Below are 25,065 nucleotides of genomic sequence, written 5' to 3' on the forward strand. Positions count from 1 at the left end.
TCCGGAGCACCCCAGGAGTTCGGGTAAAGTTATGCAGGTCAGCGGGCGCCATTAGCTCAGTTGGTTAGAGCAGCGGACTCTTAATCCGCGTGTCCGGGGTTCGAGTCCCTGATGGCGCACAGCAGTACGAAGGCCTCCCACCGGCGTGGGGGGTCTTCGTCGTTCCCGTGCGGGGAGCGGTCGGCAAACCCGTCGCAAGGCCGGTAAACACCGTGTTTCGCTTCGAATCACCCTTGTGATCAGCAGGTGGGGCGCAGCACCCTGTCATGGAGCCATTGGCGCCAAATGGACTTACGGTGCACAGCAGTTGCCGTCGGGGAACGGGGCCCCGTTCACCCGGGGATGCCGAAGAGGGCATCATGCAACCGGAAGGTCGTCGTTCCAGTCTTAGATTGGGTGGGACGGTGGCCGGCCGCTGATACGCCCGGGATGGTCGAGGGGGACCGGTCACGGGCGGAGGACCGACGACCACGCGGTGACTCGCGTGCGGGGGGATGACTCAACATGACGTCGACGCCGACGGGTGCCCGCGGGCAGTTCGACCCGTCCGAGACGACCCAGCTGCGGGTGCCACCGCACCGCACCGGCGGCTTCAAGCGAATAAAGAAGAGCCTGCCGCGCTACGACTACGAGCACTACAGCCGGCTCGCCGGGCCCCTCACCCAGCCCGACCCGAGCAAGCCGTACACGGTGCAGTACCGCTCCCTGCTCTCGCAGGAGCCGCACCGGATCCGCGCGGCGCTCATGCTGGGTGCGGCCCCGCTGCTCTCGCTCGTACTGCTGTTCTGGCTGCTCCAGCCCGAGCACTGGACCGAGCGCGACTACGTGCAGTACGACTTCCTGCCGGCGCTCGACATCGTCATGCTCGTCGCGATCGGCCTGATCGAGTTCTTCCGCTGCATGAACGTGCTGTCGAACGCGCACGCGACGCTGGTCGCGAGAGACCCGATCCCGGTGGTGCCCGAGACCGGTACGAGAGTGGCGTTCCTGACCTCCTTCGTGCCCGGCAAGGAGCCGATCGAGATGGTGACGAAGACCCTGGAGGCGGCGGTCAAGCTGCGCCACCGGGGCCTTCTTCACGTCTGGCTCCTCGACGAGGGCGACGACCCGGAGGTCAAGGAGGTCTGCGCGCGGCTCGGCGTGCACCACTTCTCCCGCAAGGGCGTCGCGAAGTGGAACCAGGCGAAGGGCCCGCACCGCGCGAAGACCAAGCACGGGAACTACAACGCCTGGCTGGACGCGCACGGCGGCGACTACGACTTCTTCGCCTCGGTCGACACCGACCACGTGCCGATGCCCAACTACCTGGAGCGGATGCTCGGCTTCTTCCGCGACCCGAACGTCGGCTTCGTCATCGGCCCCCAGGTGTACGGCAATTACGACAACTTCGTCACCAAGGCCGCCGAGTCCCAGCAGTTCCTCTTCCACGCGCTGATCCAGCGCGCGGGAAACCGCTACGGCTCGCCGATGTTCGTCGGCACGTCGAACGCCGTGCGCATCAGCGCGCTCAAGCAGATCGGCGGCCTGTACGACTCGATCACCGAGGACATGGCGACCGGCTTCGAGATCCACCGCCACAAGAACCCGGCGACGGGCAAGAAGTGGCGCTCGGTGTACACGCCGGACGTGCTGGCCGTCGGTGAGGGCCCCAGCGCCTGGACGGACTTCTTCACCCAGCAGATGCGCTGGTCGCGCGGTACCTACGAGACGATCCTCAAGCAGTACTGGAAGGGCTTCTTCACGCTCCCGCCGAGCAAGCTCTTCAACTACACGATGATGATCATCTTCTACCCGATGGCCGCCATGAACTGGATTCTGGCGGCGCTGAGTTGCGCCCTGTTCCTGGGCCTCGGCGCCTCGGGCGTGAACATCGACCCGACGGTCTGGCTGATGCTCTACGGCAACGCGTCGGCGCTCCAGATCGGCCTCTACATCTGGAACCGCCGGCACAACGTCTCGCCGCACGAGCCCGAGGGCTCCGGCGGTGTGGCCGGTATGGTCATGTCCGCGCTGTCCGCGCCGCTCTACGCGAAGGCGCTGGTCGACTCGCTGCTGCGGCGCAAGAGCAAGTTCGTCGTGACCCCGAAGGGCGACTCGGCCAGCCCGGACCGGTGGTTCGGGACCTTCCGCTACCACTGGTACTTCATCGTCATCTTCGCCGCCTCGATCACGGCCGGCTTCGTCCTCGGACACGCCCACCCGGCGATGATCACCTGGGCCTGCTTCGCGCTGCTGATCACCGCGCTGCCGATGTTCGCCTGGCGCTACATGCTGCGCCAGGACAAGAAGAAGCCGAAGCCGCCCGCGGGCGGGCCGGCCGATCAGCCGTACGTCCCCCGCCATGCCGCGCCGCAGCACGGCGTCCCGCAGCAGAAGCCCGCCTGGGTCGCGGACGGGGGCAACGACGAGACCATGCAGATCTCCCTGGGGGGACGTAACAAGTGAAAGACGGTGCGAGCCGCCGCCGTGCCCGGCGCATAGCCATCGGCACGGTGGTGGTAGTGGCGCTCGCCGGGATGAACGGACCCTGGCTGTATCGCTTCGGATCGGCCAAGTACCACGAGTACAAGATCAACAGACCGGAGTACAAGGCCGAGAACGGGCACTGGGACGTCATCGACTTCCCCAAGGACCTGCGCCTCAACACGATCCACGCGGCGCTGCTGCACACCGGCAAGATCCTGCTGATCGCCGGGTCGGGCAACAACCAGAAGAACTTCGACGCGAAGAAGTTCGACACCCGGCTCTACGACCCGGTGAAGAACACGATCAAGAAGATCGACACGCCGACCGACCTGTTCTGCACGGGCCACACCCAGCTGGCCAACGGCAATCTGCTGATCGCGGGCGGCACCAAGCGCTACGAGAAGCTCAAGGGTGACGTCACCAAGGCCGGCGGCCTGATGATCGTGCACAACGAGGACCCGGACGAGCCGAAGACCATCAAGGCCGGCACGAAGTTCACCGGCAAGGAGAACGGCAAGACGTTCGTCGCCAAGGACAACATCGTCGTCCCGCGCGCCAAGAAGGTCTTCGACCCGGCGACCGGCGCGTTCCAGCGCAACGACCCCGGACTCGGCCGGGTCTACGTCGAGGCGCAGCGCTCGGGCACCAAGTACGAGACCGGCACCCAGGACAACTACCGGGTGCAGGGCCTCTCCGGCGCCGACGCGCGCAATGTGTACGGCATCGCGCAGAAGCTCGCCCTCGACAAGAAGGACTTCCAGGGGATCCGCGACTCCTACGAGTTCGACCCGGTCGCCGAGAAGTACATCAAGGTCGACCCGATGAACGAGGCGCGCTGGTACCCCACGCTGACCACGCTCTCGGACGGCAGGGTGCTCTCCGTCTCCGGCCTCGACGAGATCGGGCAGCTGGTGCCCGGCAAGAACGAGGTGTACAACCCGAAGACGAAGAAGTGGACGTACCTGACGAAGGACGTCCGCCAGTTCCCCACCTACCCCGCGCTGTTCCAGATGGAGAACGGCAAGATCTTCTACTCGGGATCGAACGCGGGATACGGCCCCGACAACGTCGGCCGCAAGCCCGGCGTCTGGGACCTGACGGACAACAAGTTCCAGAAGATCCCCGGCCTGTCCGACGCGAACATGATGGAGACGTCGAACACGGTCGAGCTGCCGCCCGCGCAGAGCCAGAAGTACATGGTGATCGGCGGCGGCGGTGTCGGCGAGTCCAAGCTGTCCAGCAACAAGACCCGGATCGTCGATCTGAAGGCGAAGAAGCCGGAGTTCACCGACGGCCCGACACTGGAGAAGGGCACCCGCTACCCGCAGGCGTCGGTCCTGCCCGACGACTCGATCCTCGTCTCGGGCGGTTCGGAGGACTATCGCGGCCGCGGCGACTCCAACATCCTCCAGTCCCGGATCTACGACACGAGGACCAACTCCTTCCAGCGGGTCGCCGATCCCGCGGTGGGCCGCAACTACCACTCGGGCTCGCTGCTGCTGCCCGACGGCCGGGTGCTGTTCTTCGGCTCGGACTCGCTGTACGCGGACAAGGCCGACACCAAGCCCGGCGTGTTCGAGCAGCGCCTGGAGATGTACACGCCGCCGTATCTGTACCGCGACTCCCGCCCGACCCTGGAGAGCGGCGAGAAGACCATCAGGCGCGGCGCCTCGGCCACGTACGGCACCGCCCACGCCTCGTCCATCAAGACGGCGCGGCTGATCCGGCCGAGCGCGTCCACGCACGTCACGGACGTCGACCAGACGTCGATCGCGCTGGACCTGAAGAAGTCCGACGGCTCGATCACGGTGACGGTCCCCAAGAGCCGTTCCCTGGTCGAATCGGGCTGGTACATGCTGTTCGTGACGGATGATCAGGGCACGCCCAGCAAGGCGCAATGGGTGCACGTGCCGTGACGCCACGCACGTAGCACCACGGACGGAAGCCGGAGGGGCGCGGGGAGTTGGTCCCCGCGCCCCTCCGGCTTCCGTGTCACGAGCCGGCGTTGGCCAGCTTCACCGCGTACGCGCCCCACCAGGCGCCGGCCTTCGGCCCGCCCTTGCAGGTGCCGTCGGACTCGCCCGGCCGCTTCACCCACAGGTACGCCTTCACCAGCGGATCGTCGGTCTTCGTGGTCGGGGTCTCGCCGAGGGCGCGGCCCGGCGGGTTGCACCAGCGCTCGTTCGGATCGCCGCCCGTGTACGGCCCGTTGCCGTTGCGGCTGGTGTCGACGACGAACGGCTTGTTGCCGACCTTCGCCGAGAGCTCCTTGCCGTAGCGGATGGAGTCCTCGGTGGAGTAGAAGTTCGACACGTTCACCGAGAAGCCGTCGGCCTGGTCGACGCCGGAGCGCTGGAGGGGCTGGAAGATCTGGTCGGGCTTGCCCCAGCCCGCGTTCCCCGCGTCCAGGTAGACCTTGGTGTCCTTCAGCGTCTTGAGCTTGACGACGGCGCCCTTGAGCAGGTCGTAGCGCTCCTCGTGGAACTGGCCCGGCGTGCAGTTGTCCACCATGTGCTGCACCGCGTCCGGCTCCAGGATCACCGTCGCGGGCCGGTCGCCGATGCCCGCGGCGACCTGGTCGATGAACGCGCGGTACGCGTTGCCGTCCGAGGCGCCGCCCTGCGAGTAGTTGCCGCAGTCGCGGTGCGGGATGTTGTAGATCACGAGCAGCGCGTCCCGGTCCGCCTTCTGGGCGGCCTCCGTGTAGCCGCGCGCCTGCGACTCGGCGTTCTCCGGGATGATCCACTCCCCGCTCGGCTGCTCGGCGATCTTGCGGACCGCGGCCGCTTCGGCGTCCTTGCCGTCCTTCTCCAGCGCGGCCACGGCCTCGGCCGCCTTGCTGTCGGGATTGACCCAGAACGGATCGGCGCCCTTCGGCTGCTGCCCGACCGGGCGGGCCGAGCCTCCGTCGCCCTCGTCGCCTCCGGAGGAACACGCGGACACGAGCAGCGCCGCCCCCACGACGACCGCTCCGGCCCTCAGTTTCCGGTACATCCACTCCCCCTTGGGTGCACTGTCTGGCCCTCAATCGTGGCACACGGCCCGGGCGGTCAGGAGGCCGGACAGGGCTTGTCAAAGAGCTGTTACAGCTCGCCGGAGCGGGGTAGGCGCCACGGCGTCGGGGGCCTTGGCCCCAGGGGGCGGAAGAGGTGGCACCCATGTCGCAGAAGTCCCGTGAACTGCGGTTCGCCGCAGCGCTGGTGGAGTTCACCGACACCCTCATCGGTGACTTCGACACCGCGCGGCACCTGAGCCGCCTGGCCGACAGCTCGGTGGAGTTCCTGGGCGCGCGCGGTGCCGGGGTCACGCTGCTGGAGGGGAACGGACTGCCGGGCCCCGTCGTGCACGGCGCCCGGCAGTCCGGCTCCGTCCGGGAGCTGCTGGAGCGGGAGCAGAAGTCCGGCCCGGTGCGCGACAGCCTGGAGTCCGGGAGGGCGGCGCGGGCCGTGCACCTGGCGTCGCGGGAGGCCGTCGCCCTCTGGCCCGAGTTCACCTCGGCCGCCCGCCGGTTCGGGATCGCGTCGGCGTACGCGGTGCCGCTGCGCCGGCACGAGACGCTGCTCGGCGCGCTCAGCGTCTACGCCCCGCGTCCGCCGTCCGCCGAGTGCGGGTTGGCGATCGCACAGTCCCTTGCCGACGCAACCACCGTGGGGCTGCTCAACCATCGTGCTTACGCGCAGTACAGGCAGTTGTCGGGGCAGCTGCGAGAAGCGCTTGCCAGCCGTGTGCGGATCGAACAGGCGAAGGGGATGCTCGCCGAGCGCTGGGGCACGACTCCGGACGGCGCGTTCGACACGTTGCGGCAGTATGCGCGCAGGAACCAGCGCCCGCTCGACCAGGTGGCCCGCGCGGTCGTGCACCGCGCCCTGACCGACGCCCAGTTGCACCCCGACAGGTCCGGACCTGCCTGAGAAGCGGCCCTCACCTGCGTCGACCACGCAGCGCCACCATCCTCGTACTTGGCGTCAAACGCCCCCTATCCTGTGCGCCCCATCCGTCCTAGAGTCGGTGCCAGTGGCCCCAGACCTCGGCCTTCAGGACCGGGAAGGTTCCCCGCCCAGGGGAATGGTTCTCCTTCAAGCCTCCTGCGCCGGCGCCGGGTTACTCCCGCAGCCCGCTGCGCGCGCGGTCGAGGACCAGTCCGGCCGACGGCTCCGGGGGGAGCGGGCCGTCGGCCGGCCAGGTGCGTGCGGACTCCGTCACCCGGCCCGGCGCGCGGGCTCTTCGACGCCCGACAGGTACGCGGAGACGACGACGTTCGCCGTGTAGGTGCGGGACGCCTTGTCGAAGGTGCCGCCGCAGGTGATCAGGCGCAGTTCGGCGCGGTCCGGGTCGTGCGGACCGTAGGCCTTGGCCGGGTCGAAGTGCGCGCGGTCGTAGACCTCGACCTCGTCGACGGTGAACGCGGCGATGGAGCCGTCGTCGCGCACGACCTTCACGGTGTCGCCGGGCTTCGCCTCGCTGAGGTGGTAGAAGACGGCCGGCCGGGTCTCGGTGTCGACGTGGCCGACGAACAGGGACGTGCCCCGCTCCCCCGGGCGGGCGCCCGCGCCGTACCAGCCGACCACGCCCGCCTGGTCGTAGGGCGGCGGGTCGACGGCGCCGCCGCCGTCGAGGCCGCGGGCCACGACGGGTGCCTGGATGCGCAGCGCGGCGACGTCGACGCGCTGCGGCTTCGCGCCCTTGACGGGTTTGTGGGCGGCGGGCAGCTCGGCCCCGAAGGGGCGGCCGACGGCGGCGGCGTCGCCGGTCGCGGGCCCGGACAGGGACACGTCGGTCGACCCGCGGCCCCACAGCCACAGGCCGAGCAGGAGCACCGCCCAGGCGATGCCCGTGATCAGCCGTCCCGTGCCGGGATGCTTGCTCACCGTGGGCTCAGCTCCGGGCGGACCGGCGGCGCCGGACGCTGCGGAAGGCCACGGCGACGGCGGCGACCGCGGCGAGGACGAGCCCGATGACGGCGTGCCGGGTGCCGGGGCCCTCGGTGGCCACGGCCGCCCGGCCGGTGTGCGCGGCGGCCGCCGGGTGGGCCGCGGTGCCGCCGCCTCCGGCGTGCACGGGCGCGGTGGGGGTCGGGGCGGGGGTGTGACCGCCCGGCAGGACCCGGACGCTGCCCTTGATCTCGGAGAGGATGTCGGGACCGGGGCAGACCACGCGGATCTCGTAGGTGCCGGGGGTCGCGGACGACTTCACCCGGGCCTCGCCGAACAGGGTCGGCTGGTCGGCGGAGGGCCCGAGTCGCGCGGGCCCCACGAAGGCCGCCGAGGTGGCCGTCCCTGTTCTGCCGTCGCAGCCGGAGACCCGCAGGTCGACCTCGGTGCCCGGCGGCACGCCGTAGGGGGTGACGGTGACGGATCCGCCGCCCTCCGCGTGGGCCGGGGCCGCGAGGACCGGCAGCGCCACCAGAACGGCGGCCGCACCTGCGGTACGGAGAGCGAGCAGACCTGTACGCATCGTGAACCTCCTGTTACTGGCAGGTTCACGCGCCCGGCGGCATTCCGCATCCCGGGAGCCGCCGGGCGGCGGAGATCAGGCGGTCAGACCAGGTCGACGAGGTCCGCGATGGAGTCGACGACGTGCGACGGGGTGAACGGGTACTTCGCGATGTCGGCGTCGCTGGTCAGCCCGGTCCGTACGAGGAAGGTCTGCATGCCCGCCTCCAGGCCGGCCAGCACGTCGGTGTCCATCCGGTCGCCGATCATGGCGCTGGTCTCGGAGTGCGCGCCGATCGCGTTGAGCCCGGTGCGCATCATCAGCGGGTTCGGCTTGCCCGCGAAGTACGGCTGCTTGCCGGTGGCCTTGGTGATCAGGGCGGCGACGGCGCCGGTGGCGGGCAGCGGGCCCTCGGTGGAGGGGCCGGTCTCGTCCGGGTTGGTGCAGATGAAGCGGGCCCCGTCGTTGATCAGGCGGACGGCCTTGGTCATCGCCTCGAAGGAGTACGTGCGGGTTTCGCCCAGAACCACGTAATCGGGGGCGTGGTCGGTGAGGACGTAGCCGATGTCGTGCAGGGCGGTGGTCAGGCCCGCCTCGCCGATGACGTACGCGGTGCCGCCGGGCCGCTGGGACTCCAGGAACTTGGCGGTGGCCAGCGCGGACGTCCAGATGTTGCCGACCGGGACCTCCAGGCCCATGCGGGTCAGCCGGGCCTGGAGGTCGCGGGCGGTGTAGATCGAGTTGTTGGTCAGCACCAGGAAGGGCTTGCCGGAGTCGCGGAGCTTCTTGATGAAGGAGTCGGCGCCGGGGATCGGCACCCCTTCGTGGATGAGCACCCCGTCCATGTCGGTGAGCCACGAATCGATGGGCTTGCGCTCTGCCATGGGGTGCACTCCTGCGGTCCGCGGTGAAACAACTGTGCTGAACGGGGCGCCGGGACGACGCTGTGCCGACGCCCCCACCCTAATCAGGATGCGGTGATCTTGACCCCGTCGATGGTCCAGAACCAGTTGTTGGCGCCGGTGTACCGGAAGCGGACCTGCGCCGTGCTCGCGCCGGCGGGCACCTGGAGGGTCACCGTCTCGGTGCGGGAGGAGACGTCGGCGGTGTACGTCTTCACGGAGACCGGGGCGGCGCCGCCGTAGGAGACCAGCACCTCGCCCTTCTGCGGGGCCTCCTGGCGGTAGAAGGTCGTGTACGTGAGCGTGGCCGCGCGCCCGCCGGTGACCGGGTAGGCGGGGCTGATCAGCGTGGAGTCGAACGAGCCGGAGACGCTCTTGTCGGACCACTCGTCGCCGTCGGCGACCGCGAAGACGTTCCGCGCCCGCACATTGGACTCGCGCTGCTGGTCGCGCTCGGCCCTGGTCCAGAACTCGTCGGTGGTGAAGGTCCAGCCGCGCCACTCGGTGACGCCGCCGGTGCCCATCTTCGAGTTGTCCACCGACCAGCCGCTCGGCGGGGTGTGCGTGAATCCGACGACGCCGGAGCCGATGCCGCTCTCGTCGACCGGGCCGGTGAGCTTGGCGCGCAGACTGTCGAAGTCGTCGGGGCCCGGCTGCTGGATCGGGCGGCCGTCCAGGCCCCAGGCGGGGTCGAGCGCGATGCCGAGGTGGGCGAGGGCGCTGGCCGCGATGTCGGGCATCTTCACGTCGTAGCGGGTGGATCCGGCGGTGACCGTGCCACCGACGGCGATCATGAAGGTCTGCCGCTCGGGCCAGGTCGAGCCGCCGTGGCCGCCCGCGTCGGTGTGCCCGTGGTCGGCGGTGACCAGGATCAGCCAGTCCTCACTGGCGTACGTGGACCGGGACGTGACCGCGTCGACGATCTGCCCGACCTGCCCGTCGACGCCGTGGATGGCGTCCAGGTACTGCTGGCTGGCGGCGCCGTAGCTGTGGCCCGCGTGGTCGACGTTGTCGAGTTGAAGGAAGACCGCGTCGGGGTTGGCGCTCTTCAGCTGAGCGACGGCGCGGCTGGTGGTGCCGGTGTCGTACTCGGCGCCGGGCGTGGAGACGCGGGTGTCGACCTTCGACGAGAAGACGGTGTCGGTCAGCGGCGCCCAGGAGGAGACCGCGTACGTGGACAGGGCCGGCTTCGCGGTCTCGATCCGGGTGAGGAAGTCCGGGTACTGGGCGAACTTGTGGCCGGTGAAGTTGTTGTCCTTCACGTTGTGCTTGTCGGGCCACACGCCGGTGATCAGCGTGGACCAGCCGGGCCCGGACAGGGTGGGGGCCAGCGGGTTGGCGTAGATCGCGCTGGGGGCGGTCAGACCGGCCGCCATCAGGGCCTTCAGCCGTGGGGCGTCGGCGTCCTTGACTCTGTTCAGGAGGGTGCCGTCGAGGCCGATGACCAGGACCTTGGGGGTCTTGGCGGCACCGAGGGCGGTGGTGGGGACGGCGAGGGCGGCGGCCGCGGTGGCGGTGCCGATGAGGAGTGAGCGGCGGGTGAGCGACATGCGGTCCTCCGGGACATGGGGGCATGGCTTGGTCCAACGCACCTGATTCCACAGGAGCGTTGGACCAGACCCGTTATGTTTCAGTGACATCGGCGCGAATGACCATGGACATTCGTCACCGCGCGCTGGACTCAGCTGCCGGTGGCGGACTTCCAGTCGTCCACGTACGCCGTCAGGTTCTTGTCGATGTCGTTCCAGTCCGGCTCGAAGATCTCGACGCCGTCCATGATCTTGGCGAGGGCGATGGCGTTCTCGTCGGTGGCCTTGACGTCGGCGCGGGCGGAGAAGCCGCCGCCGATGGAGCTGACCTCCTGCTGCTGCTTCGCGGCGAGCATGAAGTCGAGGAGCTTCTTGCCGTTGGCGGTGTGCGGGGCGTTCTTCACCAGGCCGGCCGCGTACGGCAGCGCGAAGGAGGTCGGCTTGCCCCCGTCGGCCTTGGGGAACCAGATGCCGAGGTTCGGCATGTCCTTGGACTGGGCGTAGTTCATCTGCACATCGCCGTTGGCGACGAGGAGTTCGCCCTTGTCGACCTTGGGGGCCAGCTTGCCGGTGGAGGCGGACGGGCCGACGTTGTTGGCCTGGAGCTTCTTCAGGTAGTCCATGGCCTGCTGCTTGCCGCCGAAGTCGTGCATGGCCTTGACGACGACGGCGGTGCCGTCGCCCGCGACGCCCGGGGTGGAGTACTGGAGCTTGTTCTTGTACGACCCGTCGAGCAGCTCGTCCCACGTGGTCGGCGCCTTCTTCAGCTCCTTCTTGTTGTAGACGAAGCCGAAGTAGTTGTTGACGACCGAGGTCCAGGTGCCGTCGGCGCCCTTGTCGGCGCCGTCGACCTGGTCGGCGCCCTCGGGGCTGTATTCGGCGAGGAGGCCCTTGCCGCCGGCCTGCTGGATGAACGGCGGCAGCGTGACGAGGACGTCGGCCTGCGTGTTCGTCTTCTCGCGCACGGCGCGCTGGACGACCTCGCCGGAGCCGCCCTCGACGTACTTGACCTTGATGCCGGTCTTGGCGGTGAAGTCCTTGAAGACCTTGTCGTACCAGCCGTCGCCGTTCTCGCCCTTGAGGCCGTCGGCGCTGTAGACGGTGACGACCTTCTCGTCGGAGGCGGCGGAGCTGCCGCCGCAGGCGGTCAGGGAGGCGGCGAGGGCGAGGCTGCCGAGGACGGCGCCCGCGGTGGTGAGCGTGTTTCTGCGCATGGCGAGGTGAACTCCGTTGGAGGGCGAGGGTGTTATCGGTACGAGGCCTTGGTGCGGATCCGCGAGACGGCGAGCAGGACGAGCAGCGTCGCGGCCATCAGGACCACCGCGATCGCGGAACCGGTGAACAGCGAGCCGCGGTCGGTGGTCGCGTAGATCTGCACCGGCAGCGGCATCCAGTCCGGCGGGTAGAGCATCATCGTGGCGCTCAACTCCCCCATGGACAGGGCGAAGCAGAGCCCGGCCGCCGCGTTCAGGGACGGCAGCAGCAGAGGCAGTTTCACCTTCCACAGGACGTACGCGGGCCGGGCGCCGAGCGACGCCGCGGCCTGTTCGTAGACCGGGTCGAGACGCACGATGGCGGCCGAGACCGACTGGTAGGCGAACGCCGTGACAAGAATCGTGTGCGCGATGATGACGATCCAGCGGGTGCCGTTGAGCAGCATCGGCGGCTTGCTGAACGCCACGAGCACGGCGAGCCCGACCACGACGGACGGCACGGCGACGGGCAGGACGAACAGTGCGTCCATGGCGCGCCGCCCGCGCTTCTTCAGCGACGCGGCGGCCAGCGCGGCCCACCCTCCGGTCAGCAGCGCGAGCACGCTCGCCGTGACGGCGGTGACCAGGCTGGTGGTGAGGGCGGTGAGCGAGTCGCCGCTGGTGGCGGCGGAGTAGTGGCTCCCGGTGAACCCGGAGGGAAGCGCCCCGGACCAGTTGGTCGAGAAGGACGCGGCGACGATGACGAGGAGGGGCAGGGCGAAGAGGGGCAGGAAGAGGAGGAAGAAGAGCGCCCAGGTCGCCCACTTCCCCGGCTTGCTATGCACCAGCACGAGAGATCTCCCCCGAGAGAAGGCGCCCCGTCAGGGGCGCGGGGAACTGCGCGGGCAACCCACCACGGGCCGCACCCGGCGACGCATCAGGCACCCACACGGCGGCTCACCACCCGATAGATCCCGTACAGCCCGACAGAGATGGCCACATTGACCACGGCCACCACACAGGCCCCCGGATAGTCCGACTCCAGGATGGCCTTGCCGTACACGAGCATCGGCAGCGTGGTGACTCCCTTGGCCCCGGTGAACAGCACGATCCCGAACTCGTTGAGGCACATCACGAGCACCAACGACCCGCCGGCGGCCAGCGCGGGCAGCGCCTCGGGCAGGATCACCTGCCGCACGATCCGGGCCGGCCGCGCCCCGAGCGACGAGGCGACCTCCAGCTGCGCGGTCTCCACCTGCGAGAACGCGGCGAGCAGCGGCCGCATCACGAACGGCGTGAAGTAGGTGATCTCGGCGAGCAGCACGCCCCAGGGCGTGGTGAGGAACTGGAAGGGCCCGGTGGCGGCGCCCGTGGCGTCCCGCCACAGGCCGTTGGCCATGCCCACCTGCCCGTACACGAAGAGCAGGGCGAGCGTGATCAGGAAGGACGGGAAGGAGAGGAAGACGTCGATGAACTTGGCGACGGCCTTCCCGCCGGGGAACGGCACGAACGCGATGATCAGCGCGAGTGCGAACCCGAGGACGAGGCAGCCGACCGTCGAGCCGACCGCGAGCCACACGGTCGTCCCGAGCGCCTCGCGGAAGGCCGTCGAGGCGAAGACGTCGGCGTACGGCTTCAGGGAGGTGCCGCCGGTGTCCGGCTGGAGGGACTGCCGGACGACGAGGAAGAGGGGGTAGAGGAAGACGACGGCGAGGGCGGCGACCGGGGGCAGCGCCCATACCCAGGCGGGCGTCTTTCTGGGCGCCCGGGGCGCTGCCTGCACGGGGACGTCGAGCGTGGCGCTGGTCATGCGTCGGCCACCCCCGCGCGGAGCAGCACCGCGTCCTCCGGGGCGAAGTGCACGGTGACCTCTTCGCCGAGCGCGGGCGGCTGCCGCAGTTCGCGGACGTCGGCCTTGACCTGGCGGCCGTCCACGTCGACGTACAGCCGGTGGGTGGAGCCCCGCCACTGGACCTCGGCGACGGTGCCGGTCAGCGCGTTGGGCCCGTCGCCGAGCCCGACGAGGTGCGGGCGGACGCAGAGGGTGGCGGTGGCACCGGCCGCGATGCCGTCGGTGGGCATCTTCAGCTCGGCCTGCCCGAACGACACGGCGCCCGAACCGACCCGTACGGGAAGGAGGTTGGCGCCGCCGACGAACGACGCGGTGAACTCGGTGCGCGGGGTGCGGTACAGCTCCTGCGGGGTGCCGACGTCCTGGAGCCGCGCCTTGTCCATGACGGCGATCCGGTCGGCCAGCGTCAGCGCCTCGACCTGGTCGTGGGTGACGTAGAGGATCGACACGTCGGGCAACTCGCGGTGCAGCCGGGCCAGTTCGCCGAGCATGCCGGATCTGAGCTGGGCGTCGAGCGCGGACAGCGGCTCGTCGAGGAGCAGCACCCCGGGCCGGATGGCGAGGGCCCGCGCGATGGCGACGCGCTGCTGCTGGCCGCCGGAGAGCTCGCGCGGGTAGCGGCGCGCGTAGGCCGCCATGCCGGTGAGCTCCAGGGCCTCGGCGACCCGGCCGGGTATCTCGCCCTTGGGCACCTTCTGCGCGCGCATCCCGAAGGCGACGTTGTCGGCGACGCGCAGGTGCGGGAAGAGGGCGTAGCTCTGCACGACCATGCCGATCCCGCGCCGGTGCGGCGGGAGATCGGTGACGTCGCGGTCGCCGATGAACACGCGCCCCGACGCCGGTCTGACGAACCCGGCGACGGCGCGCAGGGCGGTGGTCTTGCCGGATCCGGAGGGCCCGAGCAGGGCCAGCACCTCACCGGGCTCGACGGTCAGCTCCAGGGAGTCGAGCACGGTGTTCCCGCCGTACGCGACACAGACCCGGTCGAACCGGATGCCGCTGCGGCCCTGCGTCATCAGGCCTCAACCCCTCTGTCTTCCAGTGCTCTCACGGCGCCCACGCTCCTCAAGGCGGGTGTCCCGGGCCGGTCCACCCGGCGACGGGACGGTGAACGGGCACCCAAGGTTGGCCTAGACCCGTTACGTTCCCGTTATCAATGCGCGTCGGTTGGCCTCAACCGGCGTGAGACAAAAGGGAGTTGCCGCCCGCTACCGCTCGTTTCCGCCCAGCCGCGTGGTGAAGGAGAACCGGTCGCCCCGGTACAGCGTCCGGACCCGCTCGGTGGGGTCGCCCCCGGTGTCGTACGAGACGCGGTGGATCAGCAGCATCGGCAGTGCGGGCGGTGTGCCGATGAGCAGTGCCTCGCGCGGGGTGGCGAGCACCGTCTCGATGCGTTCGTCGGCGGAGCCGAAGTCGATGCCGAGGCGTTCGTGGACGTACGAGTAGAAGGACGAGTCGGGGTCGAAGTCGCGGTCGAGGTGCGGCATCCGCGCCACGGACACATAGGTGGACTCCAGGCCGACCCGCTCGTCGTCGGCGAGCAGCACCCGCTCCATGTGCCAGACGGGCTCGCCGCGTTCCAGGCCGATCTCGGGCGCGAGCGCGGGCGGGCAGGGGAAGCGGTCGAGCCCGATGAGGGTGCGTCCGGGCCGTCGGCCCTGCCGGCGCACGCCTTCGGTGTACGAGGCCAGGGAGAGCGGCTGGGCCAGTTTGGGTCCGGCGACGACGGTGCCCCGGCCGCGGCGGCGCAGCCGTCCTTCGAGCAGCAGCTCGCGCAGCGCCTGCCGGACGGTCTCGCGCGCCACGCCGTGCCGGACGGCCAGGTCGCGTTCGGTGGGCAGTGTCTCGCCCTCTCCCATCTCGGCTATCAGCGCGTCGAGTCGGGCCTTGACGGCGTAGTACTTGGGGATCCGGCCGTGCTCGGGAATGCCGTCGCGCACGGGGGCGCCGGGGGCCTGGGCGTGCGGGTAGTTCGGGTGGTCCACGCGGGGATGGTCCCAGACGCGGGTGAACGCGGGGCGCTCAGTGCCTCGGGACGCGCAGCCTGCGGGAGCCGAGCACGAGGGCGCCGCCGACGGCGAGGAGGGCGCAGGCGGTGGCCCCGAGACCGGCGAGGGAGGCGTTGCGGCCCGTTTCGGCGAGCTGGTCGGGCAGCGACGGATCGGTCCCGTCCACCGCGGAACCGGTGTCGGCGTCACCGTCGGCGTCGGCATCGGCCCCGGCGATCGCGAACGGGTAGCTGCCGGACTCCCCCACCCAGTCGCCGTCGTCGCCCCGGCGCTGCACGACGGCGGCGTTCGCGACGACCCGGCCCGGCCGGGTGTCCTCGGCGAAGGCGAGCCGGAGCCCGACGGTCACCGTCTTTCCCGCGCCGACCGGGAAGCCGGGGAAGCCGTCGTCGAGGACGCCGATGTTCTCGTCCTCGTCGGTGTGCTCGAAGGTCACGGGCCGCCAGCGCGTGCCGTCGTGGAACTCCATCCGGATCTGGCGTGCCCTCAGCTCCCGGCCCCGGTCGACGAGGACGAGGACGGGGTGGATGGCCGAGCAGCCGGTACCGGTGGTGTTGGTGAGGTCGATGGACCAGCGGCGTCGGTCGTCGCCGGGGTGGTAGGTGTCCGGGCCCGGGTGGATCCGGGCGTCGACCGGGAAGCGGGCGCCGTCGGCCGCCGCGTCGCAGGAGAGGTCGCGGGTGAGGACACGGGCGGCCGGGGTTGCGCTGTGCGCCGTCGCCGGGGGCGGTCCGGTGAGGGCGAGGGCGGCGGCGGTCGCGGTGATGCCGAGGGCGATCGGACGGCGCAGTCGCATGCGGGGCCTTTGCTGGTCCGGGGTCGAGCGGTCGCGGGCACGGCCTCCGCCGTGGCCCCGCACGCTGCCACGCCCGCCCGGCGCGACGGCCGCGCCACGACGGCCGATGACCCGATCAGCATCAAATAGCCGGGGAACAGCCCCCTGTCGGAGCAGCGGGTCAGCCCTGCCGGACGGGGAAGGCCCCGTCGCCCCGGCCGAAGAGCGGCGCGAGGATCAGCTGGGCGGCGCCCTCGACGACGAGACCGGCGCCGCCGGGCGCCCCGCGCACCGGTATCGGCCCGCAGCCGCCGCGCACCGCCCGCGCCTCGAGGACCGCGCCGACCCCGCGCACGAACCGCTCCTCGGCGCCGAGGACGGTCCGCCCGCCGAGCAGCACGGCGTCGATGTCGAGCAGGCTCACCAGATTCCCCGCGCCCTCGCCGAGCACCCGCGCGGCCTCGTCCAGGCCGCCGCCGGTGGCGCGCGCGACGGCGGCCAGGCACAGCGCCTCGATGCAGCCGCGGTTGCCGCAGTCGCACGGCGGGCCGTCGAGCTGGATCACCTGGTGGCCGAACTCCCCCGCTCCGGTCCGCGCCCCGCGGTAGAGCTTGCCGCCGAGGACGAGCCCGGCGCCGAGCCCGGTGCCGAGGTGGAGGTAGACGAAGGAGCGGGCGCCGTCGCCGGCCGCGCCGAGGGCGAGGCCGAGCGCGGCGGCGTTGGTGTCCTTGTCGACGACGACCGGCAGTCCGAGCCGCTCGGTGAGCGCGTCGCGCAGCGGGAACCCGTCCCACTGGGGGAAGCCGGTGACGCGGTGCAGCACGCCGTCGGTGTGGTCGAGCGGCCCGGGCACGGCGACGCCGACGCCGAGCGCCTGCCCCTGGGCGGCCCCGCCGAGCAGCTGGTCCACCTCGCAGGCCGCCGCGGCGAGGACGGCCTCGGCGCCCGCGCCCAGGTCGAGCGGGGCCCGCCGGATCGCGACGACCGCCCCCGACAGATCGGTCAGGACGGTGTGCAGTTCGTCGCGGTCCAGATGCAGGCCCACCGCGTGCCCGGCGCCCGCGACGAGCCGCAGCACCGTGCGCGGCTTGCCGCCGGTGGAGGCCCGGCGGCCCGCCTCGACGACGAGCCCCTCGCCCCGGAGCCGGGCGGTGATCTTGCTGACGGCCTGCGGGGTCAGACCGGTGCGCTCGGCGAGCGACAGCCGGCTGATGCCGTGCTCCCCCGCGGTGCGCAGCAGGTCGAGCACGAGCGCGGCGTTGTGCCCGCGCAGGGCGGTCAGGTTCACGCCCGCGGTGGGCTTCACATGCTGGGCATGCGTGACATGCGTGTTCACCCCGCCATTGTCCCTCCCGCTTGCACTTTGGCAACAGCGTTGTTTAAGTGGACGGCATGACTGGTACGAGTGCTTCTCTTCGCGTGGGCCTGATCGGCTACGGCCTCGCGGGCTCCGTCTTCCACGCCCCGCTGATCGCCGCGACCGAGGGCCTGACCCTCGACACGGTCGTCACCTCGAACCCGGAGCGGCAGGCCCAGGCCCGCGCCGAGCACGGTGACGGGCTGCGGTTCGCCGCCTCCCCCGACGAGCTGTGGGAGCGGGCCGGCGAGCTGGACCTGATCGTCATCGCGTCCCCGAACAAGACGCACGTACCGCTCGCGAAGGCCGCGCTCGAGGCCGGGCTGCCGGTCGTCGTGGACAAGCCGGTGGCGGGCACGGCCGCCGAGGCCCGCGAGCTGGCGGCGCTCGCCGACGAGCGCGGACTGCTGCTCTCGGTCTTCCAGAACCGCCGCTGGGACAACGACTTCCTGACCCTCCAGGCCCTCCTGAAGGACGGCGAGCTGGGTGACGTGTGGCGCTTCGAGTCGCGCTTCGAGCGCTGGCGCCCGCAGCCCAAGGGCGGCTGGCGCGAGTCCGGGAACCCGGAGGAGATCGGCGGTCTGCTCTACGACCTCGGCAGCCACGTCGTCGACCAGGCCCTGGTGCTGTTCGGCCCGGCCGTCTCGGTCTACGCCGAGTCCGACGTGCGCCGCCCGGGCGCGGAGGCGGACGACGACACGTTCATCGCGATCACGCACGCGAACGGCGTCCGCTCGCACCTCTACGTCTCGGCGACCACCGCCCAGCTCGGCCCGCGCTTCCGCGTGCTCGGCTCGCAGGCGGGGTACGTGAAGTACGGCCTCGACCCCCAGGAGGCGGCCCTGCGCGACGGCAAGCGCCCGGTGGCCGGTGAGCCGTGGGGTGTGGAGTGCGAGTCGATGTGGGGCCGGGTCGGCTCCGGCGAGTCCCCGCTGACCGGCGGCGGCCGCCCGCGGCCGACGGTGGACGGCGACTACCCCGCGTACTACGCCGCCGTCGCCGCCGCCCTGCGCGACGGCGCCCCGAACCCGGTGCCCGCCACGCAGGCGGCGGACGCCCTCGACGTCCTGGAAGCGGCCCGCCGCTCCGCCGACCAGAAGGTGACGGTGACCCTGTGAGCACCCCTTCCGCCCCCGAGATCCCGGCCCTGGAGGAGCAGGAGAGCCGCCTGGTCCTCGACGCCTTCGGCCACGACGACGCCTGGCGGCTCGGCAGCCTGCTGGTGGAGCTGGCCCGCGAGCGCCGGGCGCCGGTCGCGATCGACATCACGCGCGGCGGCCAGCAGCTCTTCCACGCGGCGCTGCCCGGCTCGACGCCGGACAACGACGCGTGGATCGCCCGCAAGCGCCGGGTGGTGGAGCGCTACCAGGTCTCGTCGCTGCTGGTGGGCACCCGTTTCCGGGCCAAGGGCACGACGTTCGAGGAGTCGTCCCGCCTGGACCTGGACAGGTACGCGGCGCACGGCGGCGCGTTCCCGGTCACCGTGCGGGGCGCGGGCGTCGTCGGCGCCGTCGTCGTCTCGGGCCTCCCCCAGGTCGAGGACCACGCCCTCGTGGTGGAGGCCCTGAGCCGCTTCATCGACGCGAGCTGACCCCGCGCCGCCTGCGCGCCGCCCCGGCGATCGCCGCGCCCGCCGTCAGGGTGGCCGCGGCGATCCCGCCGAGCACCACGACGCCCCCGGGCGACCCGGTCTCGGCGAGCTCCCCGCCACCGGTTCCGCCCTGCCCGCCACCGGTCCCGCCGCCCGTCGTGCTGTCGGTGGGGCTGGGCGTGGGGACGGGCGTGGGAGTCGGGCTCGGCGTGGGCGTGGGCGTGGGAGTCGGCGTCGGTGTCGGGGTGGGCGTAGGAGTCGGTGTGGGCGTCGGAGTGGGGGTCGGCGTCGGCGTCGGGCTGGCGTCGTCGCAGGTCGGCAGGTCGCCCACGAACGGGTAGGCGTGGAACTCCTGGCCCCCGCCGCCCCCGGCCGACGACGCGTGGGTGAGCGAACCGGCGGTGTAGAAGCGGCCGTTGAACCCGGACATGGTCACCGTCGTCGTACTGGCCGGGTTGCCCACCAGGGTGCTGCCGGAGAACTGGGTGGTGCCGGCCAGGGTCACGTCCGTGGCGTCGGGGAAGTTCCACAGCAGCCGGTCCCGGAGTTCGGCAGGGAGCATCGACGCGTACGTGTTGATCGCGCGCGCGTCCCCGTAGACGTTGACGAGGACGGTGGCGCCGGACGGGATCCCGGCGAACGAGAAGCCCTGCTGGCCGCCGCCGGCGCCGACGAGGTCGAAGTCGACGTCGAAGATCTGGATCGGGGAACTGCCGTCGCCGGTGAAGACGGTGCTGCCGCCGTTGTTCACGGCCGTGCCGGTCGCGGTGCGGCGGGCGCCGTTCACGTACGCGTAGCAGTGGCTGGCGTCCTGCAACTGCTTGCGCAGGGCCGTGTAGGGCGCCGTGGCTCCGGCGTCGCGCACGGAGTCGGTCTCGACGGTGCCGGTGAGCGTGCCGCCGTACCGTACGTCGCCGTGGGCGCTGGCGTCCTCCACGGCGAGCCGCTCGCCGGAGCCGACCGTGACGTTCCCGCCGACGGTGAGGAAGTCGGTGCCGTCCGGGGGCGGGACGCGCGAGCCGACGCCCGCGACGCCGACGTTGTAGAGCTGCGAGACCCCGGCGTCCTTGTCCTGGTCGAAGTCGCCGAGCACCACGACCTTGCCCTCCGCCTCGGCGGCGGAGCGCCGGACGAGCATGTCCCCGCCGACGAAGACGTTGATGTTGCTGTCCCGCCCGGTCGGGGCACCGTTGTTCGGGTCCGGGTACACATCGGGGCACTGACTCCCCAGACAGGGACCGAGCCCGCCGGGCAGCGGATCCGCGACAGCGACCCCGGCCGCGCCCCCGACCAGCAGGGCCGCCATGGCGGCGACGGACATACGCGCGCTGATTTTTCCCATAGGCGCACTATGTGAAGACCCCCGCCCGACCCGAGGCAGACACGCCCCCAGCACCCCCGAACGGGGGCCGGAGGAACACACCCCCGGGGTGCCGCACGAAGTGCGCACCCCGGGGGCGCGGGGAACTGCGCGAGCAACCCCGACGGACCGGCACCCGCCGACGCACCCGCTCCGAAGCGGCGCTGAAGCGACCCCCCGCCCCCGAGCGGAGCGCCTAGGCCGGCTTGAGCTCCTGCCGCTGCCGCCCCAGCCCCTCGATCTCCAGCTCCACCACGTCCCCGGCCTGCAGATACGGCTTGGGCTCGGGCTGGCCCATGGCCACCCCGGCCGGCGTCCCGGTGTTGATCACATCACCGGGGTACAGGGTCATGAACTGGCTGACGTAGCGCACGACTTCCGCCACGGAGAAGATCTGGTCGGCGGTGCTGCCGTCCTGCTTCAGCTCGCCGTTGACCCACAGCTTCAGGCCGAGCGCCTGCGGGTCGGGCACCTCGTCGGGCGTCACCAGCCACGGTCCGAGCGGGTTGAACGTCTCGCAGTTCTTGCCCTTGTCCCAGGTGCCGCCGCGCTCGATCTGGAACTCGCGCTCGGACACGTCGTGCGCGAGCGCGTACCCGCCGACGCAGGCGAGCGCGGCCTCGTGGGACTCGACATAGCGGGCCGTACGTCCGATGACCACGGCCAGCTCCACCTCCCAGTCGGTCTTGGTGGAGCGGCGCGGAACGAGCACGGTGTCGTGCGGGCCGACCACCGTGTCCGCCGCCTTGAAGAAGACGACGGGCTCGGCGGGCGGCTCGGCGCCGGTCTCGGCCGCGTGGTCGTGGTAGTTCAGGCCGATGCACACGACCTTGCCGATCCCGCCCACCGGCGGACCGATGCGCAGGCCCGCGGGATCAAGGACGGGCAGCTCTCCCGAGGCGGCAGCGGCCCGTACCCGGTCCAGCGCGGCGTCGTCCGCGAGCAGCGCCCCGTCGACGTCGGGGACGAGTCCCGACAGGGCGCGGAGGGTTCCCTCGGCGTCGAGGAGCGCGGGGCGCTCGGCTCCGGCGGGTCCGACTCGCAGCAGCTTCATGGTGTAACTCCCTCTGATCTAGGAGGAGCCTCCATGGCAAGGTGCGGCCTCAGCCATCGGAGGTCTGGTCGATCCTCCAAGTTCGGCGTCCAGTCCGCAATACCCCGTTCACGGACTGGACCCGGCCCCCTGGCTCAGACGGGGAGCGCCGCCGCGCCCGCGTACGGCATGTCGCGGTAGAGGACGGCGCGTTCGACGGAGCTCCAGGCCGTCGAGGTCACGATGTACAGCGCGGCGGCGAGCGGCACGTAGGCCACCGAGAACAGGGTCATGAAGGACATCAGCGGCATGAACTTCGTCATCGCGCCCATGCCCGGCACCTGCGGCTGGTCCGAGGCGGGCGTCGCGGCCGCGGACAGGGCCATCTGCCGCTTCGTCCGCCGGTAATTGAAGGTCGCGACGACGGCGACGAGCGCGAACAGCGCCACGTACACCAGCCCCTGCGCCCCGAAGAGCCCGCCGTGCGCGAGCGCGTCCTTGAACCGCCCGCCGAGCGGGGCCGCACCGAGGGTGTGCCCGAGGAGGCCGTTGGGTTCGCCGCCGATGCTGCCGTTGGAGAACAGGTGGTAGAGCAGGAAGAACGCCGGCATCTGGCACAGCATCGGCAGGCAGCCGGAGAGCGGGGAGACCTTCTCCTCGCGGTGCAGCTCCATGATCGCCTTCTGCAGCGCCTCCGGGTTCTTCTTGTGCTTCGTGCGGAGTTCCGCGATACGCGGCTGGAGCTTCAGGCGGTCGCGCTGGCCCCGGGCCCCGGCCCGCGACAGGGGATGGACGAGGAGTCGTACGAACGCGGTGAACAGGACGATCGCGGCAGCGGTCGCCGAGGCGTGGAACAGCGGGTCGAGCAGCGTCGCCAGGTGCTCGACCAGGCTCGCGAAAACGGACATGAACGACGACATGGGTGAGCCCTCCGGGGGTCTCGTCGTGCCGGAAACAGCAGGGGTTTCGGCGTGACGGACCACGGGCCCGGCAGGAGGAACTGCGAGGTCAGCGGCCCGTCGGGACGAGACGTCCGGGTGCTCGGGGCCGGGTGCGCCCCCGCGCGTCGGGATCGCGCTGCGGCAGGAAGGCGGTGCGCTGCTCGCGGTCCCGCATGGCCGTGCGCACGCTGGTGGGCGGCACGGCGGGCGCGGACCGCGCGGTGAGCAGGGAGCAGGCGGCGAGCGCGGAGCCCGCGGCGGCGGTCGCGGCGAGCGCGACGGCTCCGGCGAGGCTGCCGGTGTCGAGGAGGACGGACTGGACGAGCAGGAAGAGCAGCAGCGCGGCCGGGCGCAGGGTCGTGGACCAGGTGCTCGTGCGGAACATGCGGCGTCCTCCTCTCGTGTCCGTGCCTCGTGGCGGGACTCTTGGTCGGCTTCCTGCCAGTTATACAGCCTCGGTCACGACGGGCTGAAGCAGGCGCCGGGGCGCGAGCAGGGCGCGGCTGACCGGATCGGCGGGGTCCGGGTCGAGTCCCGCGCCCGGCAGCATCTCGACCTCCTCCAGCGGCACCAGGCCCCCGCAGGCCGGGCACTCCCCGAGAACGCCGAGCGTCGTGCCGCACGCGACGTGCCGGAACTCACGCATCGGCAGGGCTCCGGGAATGCCCCGCCCCCACGCGCCGAGCGACCGCAGCACCGGCCACAGTTCGCGCCCGCGTCCGGTGACGACGTACTCGTCGCGCGGCGGCGACTCCTGGTAGCGGCGCTTCTCCAGGATCCCGGCGGCGGTGAGCGTCTGGAGGCGGGCGGCGAGGACGGCGCGCGGGATGCCCAGGTGGACGAGGAAGTCGTTGTAGCGCCGCACGCCGTAGAGGGCGTCGCGCACGACGAGCAGCGTCCAGCGCTCTCCGACGATCTCCAGCGCGCGGGCGATGGAGCACTCCTGGGTCACGTAGTCCTTGCCGAGAGCCATGTCTCCCACTCTAGCCATTTCCCGACCGTAGGTTCAATGACCGAACCAACCGTGCTACGTTCATGAGGTACGCCAAGTTCATTCACTGAACCCACCTCTGGATGGCCGACCCATGTCCCAGCCCGTCCGTACGGAACCCGCACCGGCCCTGGCCCGCCCCGCGGCGCCAGAGGCCCGCCCGGCCGCCACCCTCGCCGTGACGAGCGCGGCCACCGCGGTGGCCCTGATGGCGTACACCGCGCCGATGGTCACGCTCGGCGACACGGCCGCGTCCCTGCACACCGGGCTGTCCGCGCAGGCCTGGCTCCTGAACGGCACCCCGCTCGGCCTCGCCGCCCTGCTCCTGGTCGCGGGCAGCCTGGCCGACGACTACGGGCGCCGCCGCGCGTTCCTCCTCGGCACCTTCGCGCTCGGCCTGACGACGGCGCTGGGCGCGCTGGCCCCGACCACCCTGCTCTTCGCCCTCGCCCGGATCGCGCAGGGCGCGGCCTCGGCGGCGATCCTCGCCGCGAGCCTGGGCCTGCTGGTGCACGCCTTCCCGACCCCGTCCGGACGGATCCGGGCGACCGGGGTCTGGGGCGCGTTCGTCAGCGGCGGCATCGCGCTCGGTCCGGTCGTGACGGGTTACGTGGCCCAGGTCGCCGACTGGCGCTGGGCGTACGGCACGCTCGCCGTGGCCGCGCTGCTGGTGGCCGCGCTGGCGCCCCGCGCGTTGACCGAGTCGCGCTCGCCCCGGGCCGGCCGCCCCGACCTGCCCGGCGCCCTCACGCTCGGCCTCGCGCTGGCCGCACTGCTCGCCGCGCTGACGCTGGGCCGCGACGGGTGGCTGCGCGCGCCGGTCGGTGTCCTGCTGGCGGCGGCGATCGTCCTCCTCGCCGCGTTCGTCGCCGTGGAACGCAGGGGCGCGACCCCCATGCTGGACCTGTCCCTCCTCCGCCGACCGCTCTTCCTGGCCTCGACGACGGGCGCCTTCTTCACCGGCCTCTCGGTCATCGCGCTCTTCAGCTACGTCCCGACGCTGGTCCAGCGCACGATGGGGCTGACCCCCATGGACACGGCGATCCTGCTGGTGCTCTGGTCCGGCGCCGGCTTCACCGTGGCCCTCCAGGCGCGCCGCCTGTCCGGCCGGGTCTCCCCGCGCCATCAACTGGCCGTCGGCTTCGCCCTGCACGCGGCGGCCGCGCTGACCCTGCTGGGCGCGGCGGGCTCCGGCCACTGGTCCCGCCTGCTCCCGGGCCTGCTCCTCTCCGGCATCGGCAGCGGCCTGCTCAACGCCGCGCTGCCGCTCCTCGCGGTGGAGTCCGTCCCACCGGGGCGCGCCGCGATGGGCTCGGGCGCCAGCAACACGGCGCGCTACATCGGTTCGGCGGCCGGCGTCGCCCTGACGATCGCCCTCTCCACATCCTCCGGCACCTCCCCGCACGCCCTGTCCGCGGGCATGAACACGGCCCTGATCGTCTCGGCGGCCCTGGCCGTTGCGGCGGCCGCGCTCCTCCTGGGGCTGAGGGAGCGCCACTCCAGCCGGGCTTGAACGCGCAGTTCCCCACGCGCGCCTCTCGTCGTGGCTGGTCGCGCAGTTCCCCGCGCCCCTGAAAGGCCTGCGGCCTTCAGGGGAGGCTGCGCGCAGCGCATGCCTCAGGGGCGCGGGGAA

23 protein-coding genes and 1 tRNA gene are annotated in these 25,065 nt (G+C 71.6%); 7 read left to right on the top strand and 17 right to left on the bottom strand.

The genetic code is table 11. The annotated features are described in order from the left end of the window. The first annotated feature begins 45 nt into the window (after positions 1-45). The 3 genes from ABT127_RS31750 (at position 46) to glxA (ending at position 4,382) form a co-directional block, all read left to right on the top strand. Positions 46-119: transfer RNA gene (locus ABT127_RS31750), tRNA-Lys, on the top strand. Between the two features lie 385 nt (positions 120-504). Next, complete coding sequence (locus tag ABT127_RS31755) at positions 505-2,445, top strand: glycosyltransferase family 2 protein (RefSeq protein WP_351457551.1); 1,941 nt, start codon at positions 505-507, stop codon at positions 2,443-2,445. Continuing rightward, positions 2,442-4,382: a radical copper oxidase GlxA gene (gene glxA / locus ABT127_RS31760; protein ID WP_351457554.1), complete on the top strand. Its 1,941-nt coding sequence runs from the start codon at positions 2,442-2,444 to the stop codon at positions 4,380-4,382. The genes ABT127_RS31755 and glxA overlap by 4 nt, the downstream gene beginning before the upstream one ends. Positions 4,383-4,458: 76 nt before the next feature. Here glxA and ABT127_RS31765 read toward each other — a convergent pair whose 3' ends face one another. Continuing rightward, on the bottom strand, positions 4,459-5,460 hold the full coding sequence (locus ABT127_RS31765; RefSeq protein WP_351457556.1) for a glycoside hydrolase family 6 protein: 1,002 nt from the start codon (positions 5,458-5,460) through the stop codon (positions 4,459-4,461). A gap of 164 nt (positions 5,461-5,624) precedes the next feature. Here ABT127_RS31765 and ABT127_RS31770 point away from each other — a divergent pair, with 164 nt between their 5' ends. Then, positions 5,625-6,377, top strand: a complete 753-nt coding sequence (locus ABT127_RS31770; protein WP_351457559.1) for an ANTAR domain-containing protein — start codon at positions 5,625-5,627, stop codon at positions 6,375-6,377. A gap of 288 nt (positions 6,378-6,665) precedes the next feature. On the opposite strand, the gene ABT127_RS31775 is transcribed toward ABT127_RS31770, so the two are convergent. The 11 genes from ABT127_RS31775 to ABT127_RS31825 all read right to left on the bottom strand — a co-directional run bounded on the left by ABT127_RS31775 (position 6,666) and on the right by ABT127_RS31825 (position 17,495). Then, positions 6,666-7,334, bottom strand: coding sequence for a class F sortase (locus tag ABT127_RS31775; RefSeq protein ID WP_351457562.1), 669 nt, complete (start codon positions 7,332-7,334; stop codon positions 6,666-6,668). Positions 7,335-7,341: 7 nt separating this feature from the next. Beyond that, the gene (locus ABT127_RS31780) at positions 7,342-7,920 is read right to left on the bottom strand and encodes a hypothetical protein (RefSeq protein WP_351457564.1); all 579 of its coding nucleotides are present in this window, start codon (positions 7,918-7,920) and stop codon (positions 7,342-7,344) included. A gap of 83 nt (positions 7,921-8,003) precedes the next feature. After that, positions 8,004-8,783 (bottom strand): HAD-IIA family hydrolase, encoded by a 780-nt coding sequence (locus ABT127_RS31785; protein WP_111664797.1) that lies wholly within the window; start codon positions 8,781-8,783, stop codon positions 8,004-8,006. A gap of 83 nt (positions 8,784-8,866) precedes the next feature. After that, positions 8,867-10,351, bottom strand: a complete 1,485-nt coding sequence (locus ABT127_RS31790) for an alkaline phosphatase family protein (protein ID WP_351457567.1) — start codon at positions 10,349-10,351, stop codon at positions 8,867-8,869. A gap of 131 nt (positions 10,352-10,482) precedes the next feature. Beyond that, positions 10,483-11,544, bottom strand: coding sequence for a 2-aminoethylphosphonate ABC transporter substrate-binding protein (locus tag ABT127_RS31795; RefSeq protein WP_351457570.1), 1,062 nt, complete (start codon positions 11,542-11,544; stop codon positions 10,483-10,485). 32 nt (positions 11,545-11,576) lie between these two features. Continuing rightward, entirely contained in the window at positions 11,577-12,374 is a 798-nt protein-coding gene (locus tag ABT127_RS31800) for an ABC transporter permease (protein ID WP_351457572.1), read from the bottom strand. A gap of 86 nt (positions 12,375-12,460) precedes the next feature. Continuing rightward, positions 12,461-13,333, bottom strand: coding sequence for a 2-aminoethylphosphonate ABC transporter permease subunit (locus ABT127_RS31805; protein ID WP_351457575.1), 873 nt, complete (start codon positions 13,331-13,333; stop codon positions 12,461-12,463). Further along, positions 13,330-14,391 carry an ABC transporter ATP-binding protein gene (locus ABT127_RS31810; RefSeq protein ID WP_351457577.1) on the bottom strand — a complete coding sequence of 354 codons (1,062 nt, stop codon included), beginning with the start codon at positions 14,389-14,391 and terminating at the stop codon, positions 13,330-13,332. The genes ABT127_RS31805 and ABT127_RS31810 overlap by 4 nt, the downstream gene beginning before the upstream one ends. 192 nt (positions 14,392-14,583) lie before the next feature. Then, positions 14,584-15,360 carry a GntR family transcriptional regulator gene (locus tag ABT127_RS31815; RefSeq protein WP_351457580.1) on the bottom strand — a complete coding sequence of 259 codons (777 nt, stop codon included), beginning with the start codon at positions 15,358-15,360 and terminating at the stop codon, positions 14,584-14,586. Between the two features lie 37 nt (positions 15,361-15,397). Next, positions 15,398-16,180 carry a hypothetical protein gene (locus ABT127_RS31820; RefSeq protein ID WP_351457582.1) on the bottom strand — a complete coding sequence of 261 codons (783 nt, stop codon included), beginning with the start codon at positions 16,178-16,180 and terminating at the stop codon, positions 15,398-15,400. Positions 16,181-16,340: 160 nt separating this feature from the next. After that, positions 16,341-17,495 carry an ROK family transcriptional regulator gene (locus ABT127_RS31825; protein WP_351457585.1) on the bottom strand — a complete coding sequence of 385 codons (1,155 nt, stop codon included), beginning with the start codon at positions 17,493-17,495 and terminating at the stop codon, positions 16,341-16,343. Between the two features lie 56 nt (positions 17,496-17,551). Here ABT127_RS31825 and ABT127_RS31830 point away from each other — a divergent pair, with 56 nt between their 5' ends. Together ABT127_RS31830 and ABT127_RS31835 are read left to right on the top strand one after the other, a co-directional pair. Continuing rightward, positions 17,552-18,634, top strand: coding sequence for a Gfo/Idh/MocA family oxidoreductase (locus tag ABT127_RS31830; protein WP_351457588.1), 1,083 nt, complete (start codon positions 17,552-17,554; stop codon positions 18,632-18,634). After that, complete coding sequence (locus ABT127_RS31835) at positions 18,631-19,107, top strand: heme-degrading domain-containing protein (RefSeq protein ID WP_351457591.1); 477 nt, start codon at positions 18,631-18,633, stop codon at positions 19,105-19,107. The genes ABT127_RS31830 and ABT127_RS31835 overlap by 4 nt, the downstream gene beginning before the upstream one ends. Here ABT127_RS31835 and ABT127_RS31840 read toward each other — a convergent pair. From ABT127_RS31840 to ABT127_RS31860, 5 genes are all read right to left on the bottom strand, one after another. Continuing rightward, the gene (locus ABT127_RS31840; protein WP_351457592.1) at positions 19,091-20,449 is read right to left on the bottom strand and encodes a choice-of-anchor A family protein; all 1,359 of its coding nucleotides are present in this window, start codon (positions 20,447-20,449) and stop codon (positions 19,091-19,093) included. The genes ABT127_RS31835 and ABT127_RS31840 overlap by 17 nt on opposite strands. Before the next feature lie 214 nt (positions 20,450-20,663). After that, on the bottom strand, positions 20,664-21,521 hold the full coding sequence (locus tag ABT127_RS31845) for a fumarylacetoacetate hydrolase family protein (RefSeq protein ID WP_351457595.1): 858 nt from the start codon (positions 21,519-21,521) through the stop codon (positions 20,664-20,666). Between the two features lie 134 nt (positions 21,522-21,655). Continuing rightward, complete coding sequence (locus ABT127_RS31850) at positions 21,656-22,420, bottom strand: YidC/Oxa1 family membrane protein insertase (RefSeq protein ID WP_351457598.1); 765 nt, start codon at positions 22,418-22,420, stop codon at positions 21,656-21,658. Positions 22,421-22,508: 88 nt separating this feature from the next. Next, positions 22,509-22,826 (bottom strand): DUF6412 domain-containing protein, encoded by a 318-nt coding sequence (locus ABT127_RS31855; RefSeq protein WP_351457601.1) that lies wholly within the window; start codon positions 22,824-22,826, stop codon positions 22,509-22,511. 60 nt (positions 22,827-22,886) lie between these two features. Continuing rightward, the gene (locus ABT127_RS31860) at positions 22,887-23,414 is read right to left on the bottom strand and encodes a winged helix-turn-helix transcriptional regulator (RefSeq protein ID WP_351457603.1); all 528 of its coding nucleotides are present in this window, start codon (positions 23,412-23,414) and stop codon (positions 22,887-22,889) included. Positions 23,415-23,526: 112 nt separating this feature from the next. Here ABT127_RS31860 and ABT127_RS31865 point away from each other — a divergent pair, with 112 nt between their 5' ends. After that, positions 23,527-24,945 (top strand): MFS transporter, encoded by a 1,419-nt coding sequence (locus ABT127_RS31865; protein ID WP_351457606.1) that lies wholly within the window; start codon positions 23,527-23,529, stop codon positions 24,943-24,945. Positions 24,946-25,065: the final 120 nt, after the last annotated feature.

This window comes from Streptomyces sp. NPDC001904 (assembly GCF_040297005.1).
Taxonomy (GTDB): Bacteria; Actinomycetota; Actinomycetes; order Streptomycetales; family Streptomycetaceae; genus Streptomyces.